Source organism: Hydrogenophaga taeniospiralis, assembly GCF_020510445.1.
Lineage (GTDB): Bacteria > Pseudomonadota > Gammaproteobacteria > Burkholderiales > Burkholderiaceae_C > Hydrogenophaga.
The window spans coordinates 4704949-4724069 of record NZ_JAHBAG010000001.1; the positions used below are offsets into that span (position 1 = coordinate 4704949).

A 19121-nucleotide genomic window follows, 5' to 3' on the forward strand; every position below is an offset into this window, starting at 1 on the left:
TCTGGTCAACCCTAAAATGGATCGGTGACCCACATGCTCAACGCCGACCTCCACTGCCATTCCATCGTCTCTGACGGCACCCTCACGCCCGAGGCGCTCGCGCAGCGCGCCCAGGCCAACGGGGTCGAGCTCTGGTCGCTGACCGACCACGACGAAATCGGCGGCCAGGCCCGCGCCCTGGCGGCCGCCCAGGCGCTGGGGCTGCGCTACATCACGGGTGCCGAAGTGTCGGTCACCTTCGCCGGCACCACGGTTCACATCGTCGGGCTGGGCATGGACCCGGACCACCCCGGTCTGGTGAACGGTCTGCGCGCCACGCGCGGTGGACGCGAGCAGCGCGCCCGCGCCATGAGCGACGACCTGGCCCGCGTGGGCATAGCCGGCGCCTACGAAGGCGCCCTGAAATACGTGGACAACCCCGAGCTCATCTCACGCACCCACTTCGCGCGCTACCTGGTGGAAGCGGGTGTGTGCCGCGACACCAACGAGGTGTTCCGCAAGTTCATCACCGAAGGCAAACCCGGCTTTGTGCCACACCGCTGGGCCTCGCTGGGTGATGCGGTGGGCTGGATCACGCAGGCCGGCGGCATGGCGGTGATTGCCCACCCGGGGCGCTACAAGCTCACCGCCAACGAAGAGTTCGCCCTCTTCACCGAATTCAAGTCGCACGGCGGCCAGGGCGTGGAGGTGGTGACCGGGGCCCACGGCCAGGCCGACTACGTGAAGTATGCCGGCTATTGCCACGAGTTCGGTCTGGCGGCCTCCCGCGGCAGCGATTTCCACAGCCCCGAAGAGAGCCACACCGATCTGGGCAAGCTGCCCGACCTGCCCGGCAGCGTCACGCCGGTGTGGGAGCTGTTGCAGTCGCGCATCCACTGATGGGCGCGCCATCGTCCCCGCGCGGGAACGCGCACGCGATGCTGGGCATCGTGTTTCTGGTCAGCGCCACCGCCTGCTTCGCCGTGCTCGACACGGCCGTCAAGTACGTCGGGGCCTTCGTCTCGGTGCTGATCGCGGTCTGGTTCCGCTACACCTTCCAGGCGGTCGCGGTCACGGCCGTCATGCTGCCGATGCGTGGGCGCTCGCTGCTGCGCACGGCACACCCGCGCTTTCAGCTGCTGCGAGGGGCCTTGTTGCTGCTGGTCAGCGTGCTGTCGTTCATCAGCGTGCAATACATGCCGGTGGGCGAGTTCACGGCCATCGTCATGATCACCCCCCTGGTGGTCACGCTGCTGGCGGCGCTGCTGCTGAAGGAGCGCGTGAGCGCCCTGCGCTGGGTGCTGGTCACCGGTGGATTCGTCGGCGCCCTGCTGGTGGTGCAGCCCGGCGGCGACGTGATCGGCTGGGCCAGCCTGCTGCCGCTGCTGATGGTGTTCACCTACGCCTGGTTCCAGATCCTCACCAGCCAGATGGCGCGCACCGAAGACCCCATGACCATGCACTTCTACACCGGCTGGGTCGGCGCGCTGTTGGCCAGCGTGGCGCTGCCCCTGGCCTGGCAGGCCCTGCCCGACGCGCGGACCTTCGCCCTGCTGTGCCTGGTCGGCCTGATGGGCACGGTGGGCCATTTCCTGCTGATCCTGGCCTTTGCGCGCACCCGTGCCTCCACACTCACGCCCTACCTGTATGCGCAGATCGGTTTCGCCATGTTCTGCGGCTGGCTGGTGTTTGACCACATCCCCGGCCGGCTCGAACTCGCCGGCATCGCCATGATCGTTTTGTGCGGCGCCAGCGCGAGCTGGCTGACTGCGCGCGACCAGCGCCTGCCGGTGGACCAGCCGGAGGCCTGAGCGCGCCTCGCCAGCCCGGCGACACCGAAGCACGACGCGGTGAGCCTCGTCACAATACGGGCATGTCCCAGTATTTCGAAGTCCATCCCGACAACCCGCAGCCGCGTCTGCTCAAGCAGGCGGTGCAGCTGCTGGAGCGCGGCGGCGTGCTCGCCGTGCCCACCGATTCGAGCTACGCCCTGGTCTGCCACCTCGATGACAAGGCCGCGGCCGACCGGCTGCGCCGCATCCGCCAGGTGGACGACAAGCACCACCTGACCCTGCTGTGCCGCGACCTGAGCGAACTCGCCAGCTATGCCAAGGTGGACAACCGCCAATACCGCCTGCTCAAGCTCGCCACGCCCGGTCCCTACACCTTCATCCTGGAGGCCAGCAAGGAAGTGCCCCGACGCCTGAGCCATCCGTCGCGCAAGACGATCGGCCTGCGCGTGCCGCGGCACCACAGCCTGCTGGCGCTGCTGGAACTGCACAACGGCGCGCTGCTCGCCACGACCCTGATCCCTCCGGGCGAAACCGCGCCGCTGAACGATGCACAAGAGATCCGCGAACGCTTCGAACACGACATCGCGGGGGTGATCGACGCAGGCGCCTGCGCGCTTGAACCGACCACCGTGATCGACCTCACCCCCATGGGCACCGGCGGCGAGCCCGAGGTGGTGCGCATCGGCCAGGGCGCCCTCGACCCCCTGGGTCTCTGAAAGCCGCCAGCCGGTCGCGCCAGCGACCCCGGCCCCAGGCCGGCCACGCCCATCTGGGACAATAGCGCTTTGCCCGCCGCCCGCCATGGATTTCGCCCAGATCGTCCAAGCCATCGCCATCAACGCGCTGCCCCTGCTGTTTGCCATCACCCTGCATGAAGCAGCGCACGGCTACGCGGCACGCCATTTCGGCGACAACACGGCCTACGTTCAGGGCCGCATCTCCCTCAATCCGCTCAAGCACATCGATCCGGTGGGCACCATCCTCATGCCGGTGCTCCTGTACTTCGCCACCTCCGGCGCCTTCATGTTCGGTTATGCCAAACCGGTCCCCGTCAACTTCGGCCAACTGCACAACCCGAAACGGGACATGGTCTGGGTTGCACTGGCAGGTCCGGGCGCCAACCTGATCCAGGCCATCGCCTGGTTTGTCCTGGGTCTGGTGCTTGCTTCCCTGGGTGTCGTCGAACCCTATTTCCACCTCGTTTGCCAGGCTGGCGTGATGTGGAACCTGGTGATGTACGCCTTCAACCTTTTTCCACTGCCACCGCTTGATGGGGGTCGCATTCTGGTGGGTCTGTTGCCCTGGAAGCAGGCCGTCGCCGTCTCGCGCATTGAGCCCTGGGGCTTCTTCATCGTGATGGCCCTGGTGATCACGGGGCTGGTGGCGACCTATTGGCTCTACCCGCTGATCAACCTCACTTATGGCGCCATCCGCCTGCTGCTCACCCCGCTGAGCCTTTTGCTGTCCTGATTGAGCTTCTCCCACCATGAGCATCCAACGCGTCCTCACCGGCATCACCACCTCGGGCACGCCCCACCTGGGCAACTACGTGGGCTCCGTGCGTCCCTCCGTGCGCATGAGCCTGCAACCCGATGTGCACAGCTACTATTTCCTGGCCGACTACCACGCCCTCATCAAGGTCGGCGACCCGGCGCGCGTGCAGCGCTCCACGCTGGAAATCGCCGCCACCTGGCTGGCCTGCGGCCTGGACCCGGAGAAGGTCACTTTCTACCGCCAGTCCGACATTCCCGAAATCCCCGAGCTCACGTGGCTGCTGACCTGCGTGACCGGCAAAGGTGTGCTCAACCGCGCCCACGCCTACAAGGCCTCGGTGGACAAGAACACCGCCGCCGGCGTCGACCCCGATGCGGGTGTGACCGCCGGCCTCTTCATGTACCCGGTGCTGATGGCGGCCGACATCCTGATGTTCAATGCCCACCAGGTGCCGGTGGGCCGCGACCAGATCCAACACATCGAGATGGCGCGCGACATGGCGGCCAGCTTCAACCACCTGTACGGCGAACACTTCACGCTGCCCGAAGCCGCCATCGAGGACCATGTGGCCACCCTGCCCGGGCTGGACGGCCGCAAGATGAGCAAGAGCTACGACAACACCATCCCGCTGTTCGTGCCGCGCGACCAGCTGCGCAAACTCATCATGGGCATCGTGACCGACTCGCGCGCGCCCGGCGAACCCAAGGACATCGAAGGCTCGGCGCTGTTCCAGCTCTACCAGGCTTTTGCCTCGACGGAAGAAACCGCCGCGCTGGCCCAGGCCTACGCCAACGGCATTGCCTGGGGCGATGCCAAACAGATGCTGTTCGAACGGCTGGACCAGGAGATCGCCCCCTTGCGCGCGGTGTACGACGAACTGATCCAGAACCCGGCACAGATTGAAAAGACCCTCAAAGCGGGTGCCGAGAAGGCCCGCACCGTGGCCACCCCATTCACGGCCCGGCTGCGCCACGCCGTGGGCCTGCGCCGGCTGGACGCCGTGCCAGCCACCGGCAAGGCATCCAAGGCCGGCAAGGTCGCTGCCCCCAGCTTCAAGCAATACCGCGAAGCGGACGGACAGTTCTACTTCAAGCTGCTGGACGCCAAAGGGCTGTTGCTGCTGCAGAGCACCGGATTTGCCTCGCCCAAAGACGCCGCGCAGACCATCGCCCGGCTGCAGCAGGGTGGCAGCGTGGTGCTGCCCGAGCTGCAGGCGTGCCTGAGCCTGCACGCCGATACCCAAGCCGTGAGCGAGGCGCTTGACCATTTCGCCCACCCCGCGGACTGAGGCTGGCGAGGTGTGGGTGGCGAATGCGCCCCCCTGCGGCGGTTGCGCCTCGGCCTAGCGCCGCCTCGGGCTCAAAAAGCCAAAAACAAGGGCAGCATCCGGACACTATTCGCTATCGCCAAACCCCTGCAATGCCGATATGCTGTCACACTGAAACCAATTATCTACAGCACACCCCGCCATGAGTATTTTTGTCATTGACGATCACCCGCTGATGCGCGAAGCCGTCGTCATGCTATTGCGCCGCCTGCGTGCATCCACCCAGGTGATCGAATTGGAACGCCTCGCCTCGGTGAGCAAGGCCATCACCGAACACGGCGAGCCCGAACTGGTGTGCCTGGACCTCAAGCTGCCCGACACCAACGGGGTTTCGGGCGTGCGTGAAATACGGCAGATGCTGCCCGACACCTCGCTCATCGTGCTGTCGGCGTCCCCCGCCTCCGATTACGAAGACCTGGCCCGTGAAGCCGGTGCCGACGCCTATGTGGAAAAATCCGCCGGCGCGGCCCAGATTGGCAAGGTGCTGCGCGAGTTCCTGGCCGACGAGGTCGAAGACGAGAACGCGCCCACCATTCCCGAAAAACTGTCCAAGCGGCAGAAACAGCTGCTGGTTATGCTCGACCGGGGCCTGAGCAACCGCGACATCGCCGAACAGCTGCAGATCAGCGAACACACCGTCAAGGTGCACCTGTGGCGCCTGTTCAGGCGCCTCAACGTCAAGAGCCGCTCGCAAGCCAGCCATCTGGCGCGTACCGCAGGCCTGCTGGACCTCTGAGACGGCGGCGGCCTGAAGAGGGCCGTGCGCCTGACCCCTGCCGGTTCAGCGCAGGTCCATGAACTCCGAGTTCAACACCACCGTCGGCACCAGTTCGTCCGGCTGACTCTTCTGGGTATAGGCCGGCAGCATCAGGCGAAACACGCTGCCCTTGTGCTCCACCGAGGTCAGCGCCAGCTGGTAGCCCATGAGGGTGGTCAGCTTGGAGACGATGGTCAATCCCAGGCCCAGGCTGTCCTCGGTGCCCTGGTGTTGCGACACCCGGAAGAACTCCTGAAAGATCGCCTGCTGGTGCTCGCGGGCGATGCCCACCCCGGTGTCCCACACCTCGAACACCAGCATGTCCTCTCGGTGGCGCAGGTCCAGCAGGACACCTCCCCGGTGGGTGTGGCGCAACGCGTTGGAGAGCAGATTGCCCAGGATGCGGCGCAACACCACCGGGTCGGCCCAGATCGTCGTGGGACGCGTGTGGGTCTTGAGCTTGAGCGACTTGCCCGCCGCGACGGGCTCGAACTGCAGGGCCAGATCGGCAAACAGCTGGCGCACGTCCACGTGCTGCAAGCGCACCTTGTAGTTCCCCGCGTCGATGCGGGTCAGGTCGAACAACGAGTCGAACAGCTCGTTGATGGCCCGGGTGGACTGCAGGATGCGCGGCGAAATCTCGCGCGCCATCTCGGGCTCGGTGGCCAGCCAGTCGGCATACAGGCTCAGCGCATGCACGGGTTGGCGCAGGTCGTGCGCGGCGGAAGCCAGAAACCGGTTCTTGGTGGCCACGGCGCGCAACGAGGCTCGGGTCTGCAGCGTCAGCGAATCAATGAGTTCCTGATTCGAGAACTGCAGCTCGAAGCTGGAGCGGTACACCTGATGCAACCGCCGGCCCGCAATCAACAGCAGCCACCAGAACACCATCAGCAGCGCCATCAACGCCAGGCCGGTCTCCAGCGCGCCAGTCTCCCCCAGCACGCGGATGGTATTGACCATCAGTCCCAACATCACGGACAGCAGCAGGGCATGCACGTAGGCCCGAAAAATGGGCAGGTACGCGCTGTAGGAGGTCAGCGCCAATAGCCCCTGACCGAGCACCATGAGCCCGTAGACAAACTGCGTCGTCGAACTGACCTGCTGGTAGGTCAGCAAAACGCCACCGCCCCACAAGAACCCCACAACGGCCCAGGACCACTGGTAGCGCCGAACGAAGTCCAGTCGCTGAGGGCCTTCGCTGCTGTCATGGCGCAGGTGGTAGATACCGATCAGACGGTAGCGGTAGACCAACATCGCCACCAGCAGACCGATCCATGCGAGCAGGACCCACAGGTCCACCTCGCCCGCCATCAGGAACACCAGCACGGGCAACGCCATGCCGGCCGCCAGCAGCGAGGGCACCATGTTGTCCATCAGGACCGAGATCAGCTGGGAATTGACCCATTGGTCGCGCACCTCGACGGTGGCGGGCACGTGCTGGTAGGTGGCAGGCTGGGTGTCGACGAGCATGGGCGGTGAGGGTGCGTGTGGCGACATTGTCGCACCCGGTGTCCTTCTGTGAACCACCGGAAAGGCGCCGTCCGAGGTCCTGCTAGAATCATGGGCTTCGACACAGGAGAGATGGCAGAGTGGTCGAATGCACCGGATTCGAAATCCGGCGTACAGGTATTCCTGTACCGAGGGTTCGAATCCCTCTCTCTCCGCCAAATGCAAAAAGCCCCGCACTGCGGGGCTTTTTCTTGGGGGCGCCGCAGGGGCCGGCGCGTCACGCCGCGGCCAGGCGCTCCATGCCGCCCATGTAGGGCCGCAGCGCCTCGGGCACGGTCACGCTGCCGTCGGCGTTCTGGTTGTTCTCCAGCACCGCCACCAGCGCACGGCCCACCGCCAGACCGGAGCCGTTGAGCGTGTGCACCAGTTCGTTTTTGCCCTGGGCGTTCTTGAAGCGGGCCTGCAGACGGCGCGCCTGGAAGGCTTCGCAATTGGAGACCGAGCTGATCTCGCGGTAGGTGCCCTGCGCCGGCACCCAGACTTCGAGGTCGTAGGTCTTGCTGGCGCCAAAGCCCATGTCGCCGGTGCACAGGCTCATCACGCGGTACGGCAGGCCCAGCTTCTGCAGGATGGCCTCGGCGTGGCCGGTCATGGCCTCCAGCGCCTCGTAGCTCTTCTCGGGGTGCACGATCTGCACCATCTCGACCTTGTCGAACTGGTGTTGGCGGATCATGCCGCGCGTGTCGCGCCCGGCGCTGCCGGCTTCGGAGCGGAAGCACGGCGTGTGCGCGGTCATCTTGATCGGCAGCTCGGCCTCGGCCAGCACGGTGTCGCGCACCACGTTGGTCAGCGTCACTTCGCTGGTGGGGATCAGGTACAGCGCCTGCGTGTCGGGCATCTCTTCGCCCTCTTGCCCGCCCTTTTTCACGGCGAACAGATCGCCTTCGAACTTGGGCAACTGACCCGTGCCGCGCAGGGTTTCGCCGTTGACGATGTAGGGCGTGTAGCACTCGGTATAACCGTGCTCCTGGGTCTGCACGTCGAGCATGAACTGGGCGAGCGCGCGGTGCAGGCGGGCGATGGGGCCGCGCATGAAGGTGAAACGCGAACCCGCCAGCTTGACGCCGGTGTCGAAGTCCAGGCCCAGCTTTTCGCCGATGTCCACATGGTCGCGGACTTCGAAGTCGAAGGCCCTGGGGGTTCCCCATCGGCGCACTTCCACGTTGCCCTCTTCGCCCGTGCCCACCGGCACGCTCTCGTGCGGCAGATTGGGCACAGCCAGCAGCAGGTTCTGCAGCTCGGCTTGAATGACCTCCAGCCGCGCGGCGGAGCTTTCCAGCTCGGCCTTCATCGCGCCCACCTGCGCCATCACCGCGTCGGCCTCGGCGTGCTGGCCCTTGCCCTTGAGCATGCCGATCTGCTTGGACAGGCTGTTGCGCTGGCTCTGCAGCTCTTCGGTGCGCGTCTGCAGCGTCTTGCGCTCCGCCTCCAGTGCGCGGAAAGCGTCCACGTTCAGGAAGGCCTGGGGTTGTTTGCGGGTCTCGAGCCGGGCGATCACGGCGTCGAGGTCTTTTCTCAGTAGGACGATGTCAAGCATGTGGAAATTGTAGTTTTGGGGTTCAGTGCAGGTGTCCGATCAGCGAGGGGCCATCGCCCTCGATCCTCAGGCCCTTGGGCAGCGGGAACTTGACCGTCTCGGTCAGGCCGTCCATGGTGCGCACGGAGATCGCGCCCAGCGCCTTGATGCGGTCGATCACCTGGCGCACCAGGATCTCGGGCGCCGAGGCGCCGGCGGTCAGCCCCACGCGGGAGCGGCCCTCGAACCACTCGGCCTGCAGTTCCTCGGCGCTGTCCACCATGTGGGCCGGCGTGCCGAGCTTGAGCGCGACCTCGCGCAGGCGGTTGCTGTTGGAACTGGTCGGGCTGCCGACCACGATCACCACGTCCACCTGCGGGCTGAGCAGCTTGACGGCGTCCTGCCGGTTTTGCGTGGCGTAGCAGATGTCCTGCTGCTTGGGTTCGCGCACACTGGGGAAGCGGGCTTTCACAGCGGCCAGGATGCCGGCGGCGTCGTCCACGCTCAGCGTGGTCTGCGTCACCACCGCGAGTTTCTCGGTCTGGGCCGGCATCACGCGGGCCACGTCGTCCGCGTCTTCGACCAGGTGGATGCCACTGTCGAGCTGGCCCATGGTTCCCTCGACCTCGGGATGGCCCTTGTGGCCGATCATGATGAATTCGAAGCCTTCCTTGTGCAGCTTGGCCACCTCCACGTGCACCTTGGTCACCAGCGGGCAGGTGGCATCAAAGATGTTGAACCCACGCGCCTGCGCTTCCTCTTGCACCGCCTTGCTCACGCCGTGGGCGGAAAACACCAGCGTGGCGCCGGGTGGCACGTCGGACAGCTCTTCGATGAAGATCGCGCCCTTGGCCTTGAGGTCGTTGACGACGTAGGTGTTGTGCACGATCTCGTGGCGCACATAGATGGGCCGACCGAACTTGGCCAGCGCGCGCTCGACGATCTCGATGGCGCGGTCCACGCCCGCGCAGAAGCCGCGCGGTTCGGCCAGGATGACTTCTTTCGGCTCGTCCATCACAGCACCCCGATCAGCTGTACTTCAAAGCGCACCGGCTGGCCCGCCAGCGGGTGGTTGAAGTCGAACAGCACCGCACCGTCTTTGCGCACCTCCACCGCCGAACCGGCGTAGCTGCCCAGGCCGTCGGGCGTGGGGAACTGCACCACGTCGCCGGCCGCGTACTGCTCGTGCGGGTCGCCCAGCTCGCTCAGCAGCTTGCGCGCCACCCATTGCACCATGTCCGGCTGGCGCTCGCCAAAAGCTTCGCCGGCTTCGAGCTCAATCACGGTACGGATACCCTCCTCCAGGCCGATCAGGCGCTGCTCGATCGCGGGCGAGAGCTGCCCGGAGCCGAGGCTCAGCGTGGCGGGCTGGCCTTCGAAGGTGTCGATGATCACCTGGCCCTGCGGCCCGGACATGCGGTAGTGCAGAGTGAGGAAGGAGCCTTCTTGAACGTGAGCCATGGGTCTTGGGGGAGGTTGGAATACGGTGAATCGCGACGGCGCGCCACGCACGGGTGGGAGCGGGTTTGTGAGCGACAACTCTGCCTATTGTAAAAAGCAGGCTGATCCAGGGAGGAAAAACATGAATGGCCTTGCCAGTACCGGGCTGAAAAGCCTGCCCAACGACGCGCGCCCGCGCGAAAAACTGCTCGCGCGCGGACCATCGGCGCTCAGCGACGCCGAACTGCTGGCCCTGCTGCTGCGCACCGGCATTCCCGGCAAACACGTGGTGCAGCTCGCACAGGAGCTGCTCGACACCTTCGGCGGCGTCGGCGGCCTGCTGCACACCGGGGCCGACGCGCTCAAGGTCATCAAGGGCCTGGGGCCGGCCAAACGGGCCGAGGTGGTGGCCGTGCTCGAACTCGCGCGCCGGGCGCTGGCGCAGGAGCTGCAGCAGAAAGCCCTGTTCGACAGCCCGAAGGCGGTGCGCGAATACCTGCAGCTGCAACTGGGCGCGCGCAACCACGAGGTGTTCGCCGTGCTGTTCCTGGACAGCCAGAACCGGCTGATCGCGCTCGAAGAGCTGTTCCGCGGCACGCTGACGCAGACCAGCGTGTACCCGCGCGAAGTGGTGCTGCGCGCCCTGCACCACCACGCCGCCGCCGTGGTGCTGGCGCACAACCACCCCAGCGGCACCGCCCAGCCCTCACGCGCCGACGAAGCGCTGACGCAATCGCTCAAGGCCGCGCTGTCTTTGGTGGATGTGCGTGTGCTGGACCATTTCATCGTGACGCGCGAGCAGGCGGCGTCGATGGCAGAGCTGGGTCTGGTTTAAGAAGCCCCCCTGCGCCGCTGCGCGTCTTCCCCCCAGAGGGGGACCACACCAGTGGCCCGGCACAGCCGGTTCCACGGTGTGTGCTGCCTCGGTCACGCGCTCCGGCTTACCCTGGGCCGCGTGCGGGACGATGGCGACCGCACGGCACTGCTTGCCTCGCGTGCGCGAAAATCGCGCCACCATGAAACTGCGCTCGCTCGCCGAACTCAAGACGCTGCAGAAGCTGATCGCCCAGCGGGCGGCTGCCGAGGCAGCGGCGCGCGAGGCCGAGCGCCTGCGGCTGCAGCGGGTGGACCGGGAAACGCGTTTGTTTGAACTGGCGGTGGGCCCGGTGCGGCCCCTGGTTTCCGCCCGGCGCGTGCACCACCCGCCGAGGCCCGTGGAACCGGCGCCCCGCCAGCGCCAGCTGGACGAAGCCTCCGTGATGCGCGAGGCGCTGTCGGACGACTTCGACGTCGAAACCCTGCTGCACACCGACGACCAGTTGAGCTTTCGCCGCCCCGGCCTGGGGCCGGATGTGACGCGCAAATTGCGCGAAGGCCGCTGGAGCATCCAGCGCCAGATCGATCTGCACGGCCTGCGCGTCGACGAGGCCCGCGAAGCGCTGGGCCGCTTCATCCGCGAAGCGCAACAGCAGGGTCTGCGCTGCGTGCGCGTGGTGCACGGCAAGGGCCTGGGCTCGCCGGGCCGCACGCCGGTGCTCAAGGGCCGGGTGCAACGCTGGCTGGTGCAGAAGAACGAGGTGCTGGCCTTCGTGCAGGCGCGGCCGGCCGAGGGTGGCGCCGGGGCGCTGGTGGTGTTGCTGCGGCCCGCCTGAACGGCGCCCTCAACCGACACCCCCCGATCAAACACTCCCGGGGCGGTTGCGCATCCAGTCGGCGGTCTTGAAGAAGCTGTCCTTCAATCGGGTGCGCAGGTCTTCGGGCACGCCCGTCTCGGCCATGGCCTGGTCCATGCAAGCCAGCCACTGGTCGCGTTCGACGACGCCGATGGAAAACGGCATGTGGCGCTGGCGCAGGCGCGGGTGGCCGAAGCGGTCTTCGTAGTGCGAGGGGCCGCCCAGCCAGCCGCAGAGAAACCAGAACAGCTTCTGGCGCGCATCGTCCAGCGTGCTGCCATGGCTCGCGCGCAGTTCGCGGTAGCCGGGCTCGATGTCCATCAGGTCGTAGAAGCGGTCCACCAGTGCGCGCACGCGGGTTTCGCCGCCGATCCATTCGAACGGGGTGGAGGGTGGTACAGCGGTCTCGGATGACGTCATGGGAAGCGAACGGAAGTGGTTTGATCAAGTGCCAGCGTGGGGCTGGTCAAACGGATGCAGCACGGCGAAGGGTCTCCACCACCGGCGTCTTGAGCACGCTGCGCAGCCCCCACCAGCCAGCCAGCAGGGCCAGCACGGCGCCGGCCAGGCTGCCGGCCAGCGGCACCCAGAGCGAGGCGGTCCAGGTGAACTCGAACACGAACCGGGCCAGCGCCCAGCCCACCACCACCGCCACCACCGAGGCCAGGAAGCCCGCGAGCAGGCCCACGCCGAGCAACTCGATGCGCTGCACCTGGCGCAGCAAGGCCGAACCGGCGCCCACCGCGCGCAGGATGGCGAACTCGCGCTCGCGCTCGCCGCGCGTAGCGGTGATGGCGGCGAGCAGCACCACCAGACCGGCCGCGAGCGTGAATGCAAACAGGAACTCCACCGCACCGATCACCTGGCCCAGCACACGCTGCACCTGGGCAATGGTCTGGCTCATGTCGACGTTGGTGATGTTGGGAAACTGGCGCACCAGCGCGTTGTCGAACTGGAGATCGGCATCGGGTGCGCGGAAGGCGCTGATGAAGCTCACCGGCGCATCGGGCACCTGGGCCACCGGAAACACCACGAAGAAGTTGACCCGCATCGAACCCCAGTCCACCTTGCGCAGACTGGTGATGCGGCCCTCGCTGACCTGCCCGGCGATGTCGAAGCCCAGCCGATCACCCAGCTTGAGCCCCAGTTCCTCGGCCAGACCTTCTTCCACGCTCAGCGCGTCGGCTTCGTTCTCCTGCCAGCGGCCCGCCACCACCGGGTTGTGTTCGGGCAAGGTAGCGGAGTGGGACAGGTTGAACTCGCGGTCCACCAGGCGCTGCGCGCGGTCGCTGGTGAAGTCGTCGGGGCTGATCGCCTTGCCGTTGATGCTGACCAGCCGGCCCCGGATCATGGGGTACCAATCGAAGCGCCGCACACCCGCTTGGCGCAGCGCCTGCTGAAAGGCCTCGCCCTGGTCGGGCTGCACGTTGATGACAAAGCGGTTCGGCGCGTCGGGCGGCGTGGCGTTGCGCCAGCTGGCGATGAGGTCGGTGCGCAGCAGCACCAGCAGCACCAGCGCCAGCAGGCCCACGGCCAGCGCGCTGATCTGCACCACCGCGTAGGCCGGGCGCGCCGAGAGCTGGCGCGTGGCCATGACCAGGGCGCGCGGCGCGGTGGCCTCGTTGACGCTGGCGCGCAGCAGGCGCACCGCCGCGTAGCTGGCCAGGGCGAACAGCAGCACGGCCCCGGCAAAGCCACCCACCGCGATCGCGCCGAGCAGCAGGTCGCGGCTGGCGGCCAGCAGCAAGGCGGCAAACCCCGCCACACCCAGACCCAGCACCGCCAGCGAAGCCGGCTTGAGCTGGCCCACATCGCGGCGGATCACGCGCAGCGGTGGCACCTTGGCCAGTTGCAGCACCGGCGGCAGGCCAAAGGCCATCATGAGCGTGAGGCCCATGCCCAGGCCCAGCAGCACCGGGGCGGGACCTGGCGCGGGCAAGGAGGCATCCACCAGCCCCGCCAAGAGCAACACGAAGCCGTGGTGCACGACATAGCCCAAGAACACCCCCAGCGCGCTGGCGAACAGGCCGACCAGCGCGAACTCTAAGGTGTAGGCGCGGGCCATGCTGCCCTGCGACAACCCCAGCACGCGCAACATGGCGCAGTCGTCCAGGTGGCGCTGGGCGAAGCCACGCGCGGCGATGGCCACCGCCACCGCGCACAGCAGCGCGGCCAGCAAGGCCACCAGGTTGAGGAATTTTTCGGCCCGCTCCAGCGTGCGCTGCATCTCGGGCCGCCCGCCTTCGAGCGACTCCAGGCGCAGACCCCGCACCCCGGGTTGCTCGATCTGGGCCTGCGCCCAATCGACAAACCGCTTCACGGCGGGGTCGCTGCCGGCCACGGCCAGGCGGTAGGTGAGCCGGCTCGCCGGCTGCACCAGGCCGGTGGCCGGCAGGTCGGCGGTGTTGATCATGACGCGCGGCGCAAAGCTCATGAAGCCCGCGCCCCGATCGGGCTCCACCACGATCACGCGGGTGACGCGCAGCTGGGCATCGCCCAGTAGCAGCGGCTGGCCCACGGAAAGATCCAGCGCCACCAGCAGCGCCGCGTCCACCCAGGCGGTGCCGGGCGCGGGGATCTCGCGGGTGGCGGCATCGGGGCCCAGCGGAGCCTCGGCCACCCGCAGGCTGCCGCGCAGCGGATAGCCCTCACCCACCGCCTTGAGCGCCACCAGGCGCGCCGCGCCACCCTCTTCGTCGCGGGCCCGGCCCATGGTGGGGAAACCCAGGGTCTGCGTGGTCTGCAGCCCAAGCGCTTTCGCCTGCTGCTGAAACGCCGGCGGCGTGGCGTTGTCGCTGCTGAGCACCGCGTCGCCACCGATCAACGCCCGCGCATCGCGCGCCAGGCCACCCTGCAGCCGGTCGGCAAAAAAACCCACCGCCGTGAGCGCGGCCACCGCCAGCGTCACGGCCAGCAGCAAGAGCCGCAACTCACCCGCGCGCCAGTCGCGCCAGAGCGAGCGCCAGCCGAGGGACCAGAAGGAGACAGAAAGGGAAGCAGGAGCGACGGCCATGCCGCGACCTTAACGCAAGCCGATCAACCGCGCAGCGTCGTGCGGTTTGGGATGGAACGCAACGAATGGCCGACCGAAGAGCTTCGCACTCCCGGCCCTCACCCCAGCCCTCTCCCAGGGGGCGGGGGAGAGGGAGTAGAGCCACGGCGCGCCGAGTGAGGCCACCGGAGCGCGATGCGCAAAACCCGGAACGAGGCAGAGCAAGTCATGTCCGGCGCGCGGGCCTGAGCCCAGAACGCGGCGGATCTGGCTTTGCCAGGCCGCTCGCGTTGCCCCTTGAGGGGCGGAGCGGCTACACGCAGTGAGCCGCGATGGGGGTGGGCGTCACTTCGTGCCGAAAATCCGGTCGCCCGCGTCGCCCAGGCCCGGCACGATGTAGCCATGCTCGTTCAGGCCGCGGTCCACCGCCGGGGTGTAGATCGGCACGTCCGGGTGGTGGTCGTGGAAGGTCTTGATGCCCTGGGGGCAGGTCACGAGGCAGACAAAACGGATGGAACGCGGGTGGGTCTGCTTGAGCCGATCCACCGCCGCCACCGCCGAGTTGCCGGTGGCCAGCATGGGGTCGAGCACGATCACGTCGCGCTCTTCCATGCCCTGCGGCATCTTGAAGTAGTACTCCACCGCCTGCAGCGTGGCCGGGTCGCGGTACAGGCCGATGTGACCCACGCGGGCGCCGGGGATGACCTGCAGCATGCCGTCGAGGAAACCGTTGCCCGCGCGCAGGATGGAGGCCAACACGACCTTCTTGCCATCGATGACGCGCGAGGTCATTTTCTCCAGCGGGGTCTCGATCTCGATCTCCTGCATGGGCATCTCGCGCGTGATCTCGTACGCCAGCAGGGCCGACAGCTCGTGCACCAGTTCGCGAAAACTCTTGGTACTGGTGTCCTTGCGGCGCATCAGCGTGAGCTTGTGCTGGACCAGGGGGTGGTCAATGACGTGGACTTCTCGGCTCATCTGCAGGCTTTCAGAAAACAGGGGGACATGGCGGGAGGCCGCCGGCCAAGGCGCGCGCGGACCCGTGAACCGGCCAAGTTTATGCCCGTTCGCGGGCACCCCGGGGGCGGGACGGCGGAGGTCAGGCCGCTGACGAGGGGCTCGCCACAGGGGCGGGCGGCGGCACGGCGTCGAGCAGCAGGCGCTGGGGGTTGGCGTAGCAGAGGAAACGCTTGTTGGTGGCGCGCCCGATGGCACACAGGCCCACGCGCTGCGCCACTTCCAGCCCCATCTGCGTGATGCCGCTGCGCGAAACCACCACCGCGACGCCCATCTGCGCCGACTTGATGACCATCTCGCTGGTGAGACGACCGGTGGTGTAGAACACCTTGTCGGCGCTGCGGGCCAGGGACGGGTCTTCGAGGGACATCCAGCCCGCGATGGTGTCCACCGCGTTGTGGCGCCCCACGTCTTCCACGAACAGCTGCAGTTCTTCACCGCGGAACAGCGCACAGGCGTGCACCGAGCCGGCCGACTTGTAGGTGCTCTCCTTGAGGCGGATCGCATTCACGATGCCGTAGAGCTGCGACTGGCGCAGCACCGCGGCCTCGGGCAGGCGGATGCTGTCGATCTCGTCCATCAGGTGGCCGAACACGCTGCCCTGGCCGCAGCCCGTGGTGACGACGCGCCGGGCGGTGCGCTCTTCGATGCGGTCGATGCCGTGCCGGGTCTTGACCGCGGCGCTGCCCACGTCCCAGTCCACCGTGATGGATTCGACTTCGTCCACCGAACGGACCAGCCGCTGGTTCAACAGATAACCGAGCACCAGCCATTCCGGCTGGGCGCCCAGCGTCATGAGCGTGACCAGTTCGCGCTTGTCAACGTAGACCGTGAGATCGCGTTCGGCCGGGATCGACACCTGGCTGCTCTGCCCGTACTCGTTGAGCACGGTCACCTCCTGCGTCAACGGCGCCCGGGCGTGGGTGAGCTGCGGCAGGCGCGCGGGACGCGGCTTCGCATCGGTGGACGCGGCGCGCAGGACTTCAGGCGGGGACATGGGGTCGAGCAGGCTCGTTGGCATGGTGGGCGGGGTTCAAAGTATGACGCCACGGGCAAAGGCCCTGGCGCAGCCGGGGCCGCCCGGGCGCACAGCACCAACAAAAAAGGCCCAACGGGCCTCTTCTGTACCGGTGGCCCCAGCGGCGTGAGGCATCAGGATTTCTGGGGCGCGGCCGCCACCGGGGCAGGCGCTGGCGCCGCACCCGCGGCCGGTACGAACGGCCCCGGATCGGTACAGGCCGGTGCCGCCTGGGCCGGTTTGACGGTCTTGCCCGCGGTGGACGCGGTCTTGAAATAGTTGGCCGCGGCGCGGTCCATGGACAGGCAGAGCTTGTAGGCGTCGACCTTGCCCGCGTGCGCGGTCTTGGCCTTGGCTTCCTCGGCCTTGGCCTTGGCCGCGTCGTCCAGCACCGGTGCGGGCAATTTGGCCATCACACTGGCCGAACCGGCGAGCAGCAGGGAGATCAGCAGGATTCGTTTCATCGCAAATGTCCTCGGATGGGGTTCAGGCCTTGGCCACCGCGTCGGCCGCGGGCGCCGGCGGCGTTGGTTGGCTGCGCTGGGCCGGGATCTTGCCGGCCTTGACGTCGTCGTACCAGAGTTCGTGGTGTTCCTTGGCCCAGGCCTCGTCCACGTAGCCGGTGCGCATGGCGCCGTACGCGCCCTTCACGCCGACCGTGCCCATGTAGATGTGGCCCATGATCAGCGCCATCATGATCAGCGCACCCACGATGTGCAGCATGTGCGCGATCTGCATGTCGCCGCGCAGGTACAGCATGCCCGGCAGCAGCTTGTCGAGGAACAGACCGGAGCCCACCACCACGATGCCCGGGATGGTCACGCCCCACCAGAACAGGCCTTTTTCACCCGCGTTGAAGCGGTGCGACGGCACTTCCTTGTCGCCCAGCATGCCGCCGGCCTTGCTCAGCCAGACGAAGTCGGCCGCGTTGGCGATGTTGTCCTTGATGAAGGTCACGACCACGATCAGCAACGACACGGCGAACAGCGGGCCCATGAAGTTGTGCGCGTTCTTCAGCGCGAACGTGAGCCAGCCAAACAGCGTGCTGCCGATCACCGGCAGGATGAAGAACTTGCCGAAGGCCATCACGATGCCGGAGATGGCCAGCACCACGAAGGCGATCGCGTTCGACCAGTGGGCGGCGCGCTCGAAGGGCGTGAAGCGCTCGATCTTGCGCCCGGTGTCCTTCAGGTGGCCGCCCAGCGGCCCCTTGGTCAGGTAGAAGATGGCCAGGGCCAGCAACACGATGAACAGCAGCGAGCCGCCATAGGGGATCAGCCAGTCGTTGCGCACCTGACGCCAGGCTTCACCGGCGGTGGTCAGGCGCGAACCCGGGTACTGCACGAAGGGCTGGATCAGGTTGCCGGCCTCGGGCGCCTGGCTCAGCGGCAGGCTGCTGTAGCCGGTGACGCCCTTGCCCACATCGCGCCACATCGGCGCGTTGTTGCCCGGCTGCACCTGGCGGCGCTGCGCGTTGGTCTGGTTCGCGTAGTCCGGGTCCTTGCTCGCGTCGGGCGCGATCTCGAAGATGTTGGCGCTCTTGATGCCGCCCACGGTCGCGGGCGCGGACTGCGCAGCGGGTGGTGCCGGATCGTCGGGCACGGGTGGGGTCTGGGCGGTTTGGGCCGCGGCCCAGCTGGTGCCGAGCGCCAGCAGAGCGGCGACGCCCCAGCCACGCCAGGTCGCGGGGTTCAGGATCGGGTGCCGGTTCATGGCTGTCCCTTCAAGGCTTGGCGCCCATGCGGGTGTAGTCGTTCTGGCCGTATTGGGCACGGGCCTTGAGCTGCTGCTCCCAGCTGTCCTTGTCGCCGGCCTTCCAGCCGGCCTGGGCGTACTGGCTGTCGCCCACGCCCTGGTAGGGCGCGTCGTCCTGCTTGACGCCGCTTGCGGTCATGTCCTGCGGTTTTTCGCCGCAGGCACCCAGTGCCAAGACACCCGACAGGGCCAGCAGACGGATCATCGTGGTGGTGTTCATCATGACTTGGTCTCCTGAGCCGTACCGTAGGCGGTGCCCCAGCCCCAGACTTCGGCGCCCTTGCCACGGCGCAGCACCCGGGTGCGGAAGATGTCGGCCACCACGTCGCCGTCGCCGGCGATCAGGGCCTTGGTCGAGCACATCTCGGCGCAGGCCGGCAGCTTGCCTTCGGCCAGGCGGTTGCGGCCGTACTTCTCGAACTCGTCCTGGCTGCCGTGCTCTTCCGGGCCACCGGCGCAGAAGGTGCATTTGTCCATCTTGCCGCGCACGCCAAACGTGCCCTGCGAGGGGAACTGCGGTGCGCCGAACGGACAGGCGTAGGAGCAGTAGCCGCAGCCGATGCAGACGTCCTTGTCGTGCAGCACCACGCCCTCGTCGGTGCGGTAGAAGCAGTTGACCGGGCAGACCGCCATGCAGGGCGCGTCGCTGCAGTGCATGCAGGCCACCGAGATCGACTTTTCGCCCGGCACGCCGTCGTTGAGGGTGACCACGCGGCGGCGGTTCACACCCCAGGGCACCTCGTGCTCGTTCTTGCAGGCCGTGACGCAGCCGTTGCACTCGATGCAACGCTCGGCGTCACAGATGAATTTCATTCTTGCCATGGTGTCTCCTTAACGGTGGTTTTCCCGCC

General features: G+C 67.3%; 20 protein-coding genes and 1 tRNA gene. 9 read left to right on the top strand and 12 right to left on the bottom strand.

Annotation, left to right across the window (positions count from 1 at the left end; translation table 11 throughout):
* The first annotated feature begins 33 nt into the window (after nucleotides 1-33).
* The 6 genes from KIH07_RS22575 (at nucleotide 34) to KIH07_RS22600 (ending at nucleotide 5329) form a co-directional block, all read left to right on the top strand.
* Nucleotides 34-879, top strand: a complete 846-nt coding sequence (locus KIH07_RS22575) for a 3',5'-nucleoside bisphosphate phosphatase (protein ID WP_226494101.1) — start codon at nucleotides 34-36, stop codon at nucleotides 877-879.
* 38 nt (nucleotides 880-917) lie between these two features.
* Entirely contained in the window at nucleotides 918-1790 is an 873-nt protein-coding gene (locus tag KIH07_RS22580) for a DMT family transporter (protein ID WP_226494102.1), read from the top strand.
* 62 nt (nucleotides 1791-1852) lie between these two features.
* Complete coding sequence (locus KIH07_RS22585; RefSeq protein WP_226494103.1) at nucleotides 1853-2488, top strand: L-threonylcarbamoyladenylate synthase; 636 nt, start codon at nucleotides 1853-1855, stop codon at nucleotides 2486-2488.
* An 85-nt stretch (nucleotides 2489-2573) separates the two neighbouring features.
* On the top strand, nucleotides 2574-3242 hold the full coding sequence (locus tag KIH07_RS22590; RefSeq protein WP_226494104.1) for a site-2 protease family protein: 669 nt from the start codon (nucleotides 2574-2576) through the stop codon (nucleotides 3240-3242).
* Between the two features lie 16 nt (nucleotides 3243-3258).
* A complete protein-coding gene (locus KIH07_RS22595) occupies nucleotides 3259-4554 on the top strand; it encodes a tryptophan--tRNA ligase (RefSeq protein ID WP_226494105.1) in 1296 nt (431 codons plus the stop codon).
* 181 nt (nucleotides 4555-4735) lie between these two features.
* Nucleotides 4736-5329: a LuxR C-terminal-related transcriptional regulator gene (locus KIH07_RS22600; RefSeq protein WP_226494106.1), complete on the top strand. Its 594-nt coding sequence runs from the start codon at nucleotides 4736-4738 to the stop codon at nucleotides 5327-5329.
* A 45-nt stretch (nucleotides 5330-5374) separates the two neighbouring features.
* Here the strand turns inward: KIH07_RS22600 and KIH07_RS22605 are convergent, their stop codons facing one another.
* Nucleotides 5375-6820, bottom strand: coding sequence for a sensor histidine kinase (locus KIH07_RS22605; RefSeq protein ID WP_226494107.1), 1446 nt, complete (start codon nucleotides 6818-6820; stop codon nucleotides 5375-5377).
* Nucleotides 6821-6925: 105 nt separating this feature from the next.
* On the opposite strand from KIH07_RS22605, the gene KIH07_RS22610 reads away from it, so the two are divergent.
* Nucleotides 6926-7017, top strand: a tRNA-Ser gene (locus KIH07_RS22610).
* 59 nt (nucleotides 7018-7076) lie between these two features.
* Here KIH07_RS22610 and serS read toward each other — a convergent pair.
* The 3 genes from serS to KIH07_RS22625 are packed head-to-tail and all read right to left on the bottom strand — an operon-like array spanning nucleotide 7077 to nucleotide 9836.
* Nucleotides 7077-8396, bottom strand: coding sequence for a serine--tRNA ligase (serS, locus tag KIH07_RS22615; protein WP_226494108.1), 1320 nt, complete (start codon nucleotides 8394-8396; stop codon nucleotides 7077-7079).
* Nucleotides 8397-8418: 22 nt separating this feature from the next.
* Complete coding sequence (gene ispH, locus KIH07_RS22620; protein ID WP_226494109.1) at nucleotides 8419-9390, bottom strand: 4-hydroxy-3-methylbut-2-enyl diphosphate reductase; 972 nt, start codon at nucleotides 9388-9390, stop codon at nucleotides 8419-8421.
* Nucleotides 9390-9836 (bottom strand): FKBP-type peptidyl-prolyl cis-trans isomerase, encoded by a 447-nt coding sequence (locus KIH07_RS22625; RefSeq protein ID WP_226494110.1) that lies wholly within the window; start codon nucleotides 9834-9836, stop codon nucleotides 9390-9392. The genes ispH and KIH07_RS22625 overlap by 1 nt, the downstream gene beginning before the upstream one ends.
* Before the next feature lie 121 nt (nucleotides 9837-9957).
* Here KIH07_RS22625 and radC point away from each other — a divergent pair, with 121 nt between their 5' ends.
* Together radC and KIH07_RS22635 are read left to right on the top strand one after the other, a co-directional pair.
* Nucleotides 9958-10650, top strand: a complete 693-nt coding sequence (gene radC / locus KIH07_RS22630) for a RadC family protein (protein ID WP_226494111.1) — start codon at nucleotides 9958-9960, stop codon at nucleotides 10648-10650.
* Nucleotides 10651-10831: 181 nt separating this feature from the next.
* Entirely contained in the window at nucleotides 10832-11467 is a 636-nt protein-coding gene (locus KIH07_RS22635) for a Smr/MutS family protein (RefSeq protein WP_226494112.1), read from the top strand.
* Between the two features lie 27 nt (nucleotides 11468-11494).
* Here the strand turns inward: KIH07_RS22635 and KIH07_RS22640 are convergent, their stop codons facing one another.
* The 8 genes from KIH07_RS22640 to fdh3B form a co-directional block, all read right to left on the bottom strand.
* Entirely contained in the window at nucleotides 11495-11908 is a 414-nt protein-coding gene (locus KIH07_RS22640) for a group II truncated hemoglobin (protein WP_226494113.1), read from the bottom strand.
* A 46-nt stretch (nucleotides 11909-11954) separates the two neighbouring features.
* Nucleotides 11955-14501, bottom strand: coding sequence for an ABC transporter permease (locus KIH07_RS22645; protein WP_226494114.1), 2547 nt, complete (start codon nucleotides 14499-14501; stop codon nucleotides 11955-11957).
* Between the two features lie 324 nt (nucleotides 14502-14825).
* The gene (gene upp, locus KIH07_RS22650; RefSeq protein WP_068173916.1) at nucleotides 14826-15458 is read right to left on the bottom strand and encodes a uracil phosphoribosyltransferase; all 633 of its coding nucleotides are present in this window, start codon (nucleotides 15456-15458) and stop codon (nucleotides 14826-14828) included.
* A gap of 121 nt (nucleotides 15459-15579) precedes the next feature.
* The gene (locus KIH07_RS22655; RefSeq protein ID WP_226494798.1) at nucleotides 15580-16494 is read right to left on the bottom strand and encodes a formate dehydrogenase accessory sulfurtransferase FdhD; all 915 of its coding nucleotides are present in this window, start codon (nucleotides 16492-16494) and stop codon (nucleotides 15580-15582) included.
* 155 nt (nucleotides 16495-16649) lie between these two features.
* Entirely contained in the window at nucleotides 16650-16979 is a 330-nt protein-coding gene (locus KIH07_RS22660; protein WP_226494115.1) for a hypothetical protein, read from the bottom strand.
* A gap of 22 nt (nucleotides 16980-17001) precedes the next feature.
* Nucleotides 17002-18228: a formate dehydrogenase subunit gamma gene (locus KIH07_RS22665; RefSeq protein WP_226494116.1), complete on the bottom strand. Its 1227-nt coding sequence runs from the start codon at nucleotides 18226-18228 to the stop codon at nucleotides 17002-17004.
* 10 nt (nucleotides 18229-18238) lie between these two features.
* A complete protein-coding gene (locus tag KIH07_RS22670; protein ID WP_413465788.1) occupies nucleotides 18239-18493 on the bottom strand; it encodes a hypothetical protein in 255 nt (84 codons plus the stop codon).
* The gene (gene fdh3B, locus KIH07_RS22675; protein WP_068173913.1) at nucleotides 18490-19092 is read right to left on the bottom strand and encodes a formate dehydrogenase FDH3 subunit beta; all 603 of its coding nucleotides are present in this window, start codon (nucleotides 19090-19092) and stop codon (nucleotides 18490-18492) included. Before fdh3B ends, KIH07_RS22670 begins: the two co-directional genes overlap by 4 nt.
* Nucleotides 19093-19121 lie beyond the last annotated feature (29 nt).

What these genes read in the sequence shown, in the direction of transcription:
- KIH07_RS22575 (WP_226494101.1), top strand. Translation starts at nt 34, where the DNA reads ATGCTCAACGCCGACCTCCACTGCCATTCCATCGTCTCTGACGGCACC.
- KIH07_RS22580 (WP_226494102.1), top strand. Translation starts at nt 918, where the DNA reads ATGCTGGGCATCGTGTTTCTGGTCAGCGCCACCGCCTGCTTCGCCGTG.
- KIH07_RS22585 (WP_226494103.1), top strand. Translation starts at nt 1,853, where the DNA reads ATGTCCCAGTATTTCGAAGTCCATCCCGACAACCCGCAGCCGCGTCTG.
- KIH07_RS22590 (WP_226494104.1), top strand. Translation starts at nt 2,574, where the DNA reads ATGGATTTCGCCCAGATCGTCCAAGCCATCGCCATCAACGCGCTGCCC.
- KIH07_RS22595 (WP_226494105.1), top strand. Translation starts at nt 3,259, where the DNA reads ATGAGCATCCAACGCGTCCTCACCGGCATCACCACCTCGGGCACGCCC.
- KIH07_RS22600 (WP_226494106.1), top strand. Translation starts at nt 4,736, where the DNA reads ATGAGTATTTTTGTCATTGACGATCACCCGCTGATGCGCGAAGCCGTC.
- KIH07_RS22605 (WP_226494107.1), bottom strand. Translation starts at nt 6,820, where the DNA reads ATGCTCGTCGACACCCAGCCTGCCACCTACCAGCACGTGCCCGCCACC.
- serS (WP_226494108.1), bottom strand. Translation starts at nt 8,396, where the DNA reads ATGCTTGACATCGTCCTACTGAGAAAAGACCTCGACGCCGTGATCGCC.
- ispH (WP_226494109.1), bottom strand. Translation starts at nt 9,390, where the DNA reads ATGGACGAGCCGAAAGAAGTCATCCTGGCCGAACCGCGCGGCTTCTGC.
- KIH07_RS22625 (WP_226494110.1), bottom strand. Translation starts at nt 9,836, where the DNA reads ATGGCTCACGTTCAAGAAGGCTCCTTCCTCACTCTGCACTACCGCATG.
- radC (WP_226494111.1), top strand. Translation starts at nt 9,958, where the DNA reads ATGAATGGCCTTGCCAGTACCGGGCTGAAAAGCCTGCCCAACGACGCG.
- KIH07_RS22635 (WP_226494112.1), top strand. Translation starts at nt 10,832, where the DNA reads ATGAAACTGCGCTCGCTCGCCGAACTCAAGACGCTGCAGAAGCTGATC.
- KIH07_RS22640 (WP_226494113.1), bottom strand. Translation starts at nt 11,908, where the DNA reads ATGACGTCATCCGAGACCGCTGTACCACCCTCCACCCCGTTCGAATGG.
- KIH07_RS22645 (WP_226494114.1), bottom strand. Translation starts at nt 14,501, where the DNA reads ATGGCCGTCGCTCCTGCTTCCCTTTCTGTCTCCTTCTGGTCCCTCGGC.
- upp (WP_068173916.1), bottom strand. Translation starts at nt 15,458, where the DNA reads ATGAGCCGAGAAGTCCACGTCATTGACCACCCCCTGGTCCAGCACAAG.
- KIH07_RS22655 (WP_226494798.1), bottom strand. Translation starts at nt 16,494, where the DNA reads ATGTCCCCGCCTGAAGTCCTGCGCGCCGCGTCCACCGATGCGAAGCCG.
- KIH07_RS22660 (WP_226494115.1), bottom strand. Translation starts at nt 16,979, where the DNA reads ATGAAACGAATCCTGCTGATCTCCCTGCTGCTCGCCGGTTCGGCCAGT.
- KIH07_RS22665 (WP_226494116.1), bottom strand. Translation starts at nt 18,228, where the DNA reads ATGAACCGGCACCCGATCCTGAACCCCGCGACCTGGCGTGGCTGGGGC.
- KIH07_RS22670 (WP_413465788.1), bottom strand. Translation starts at nt 18,493, where the DNA reads ATGATGAACACCACCACGATGATCCGTCTGCTGGCCCTGTCGGGTGTC.
- fdh3B (WP_068173913.1), bottom strand. Translation starts at nt 19,092, where the DNA reads ATGGCAAGAATGAAATTCATCTGTGACGCCGAGCGTTGCATCGAGTGC.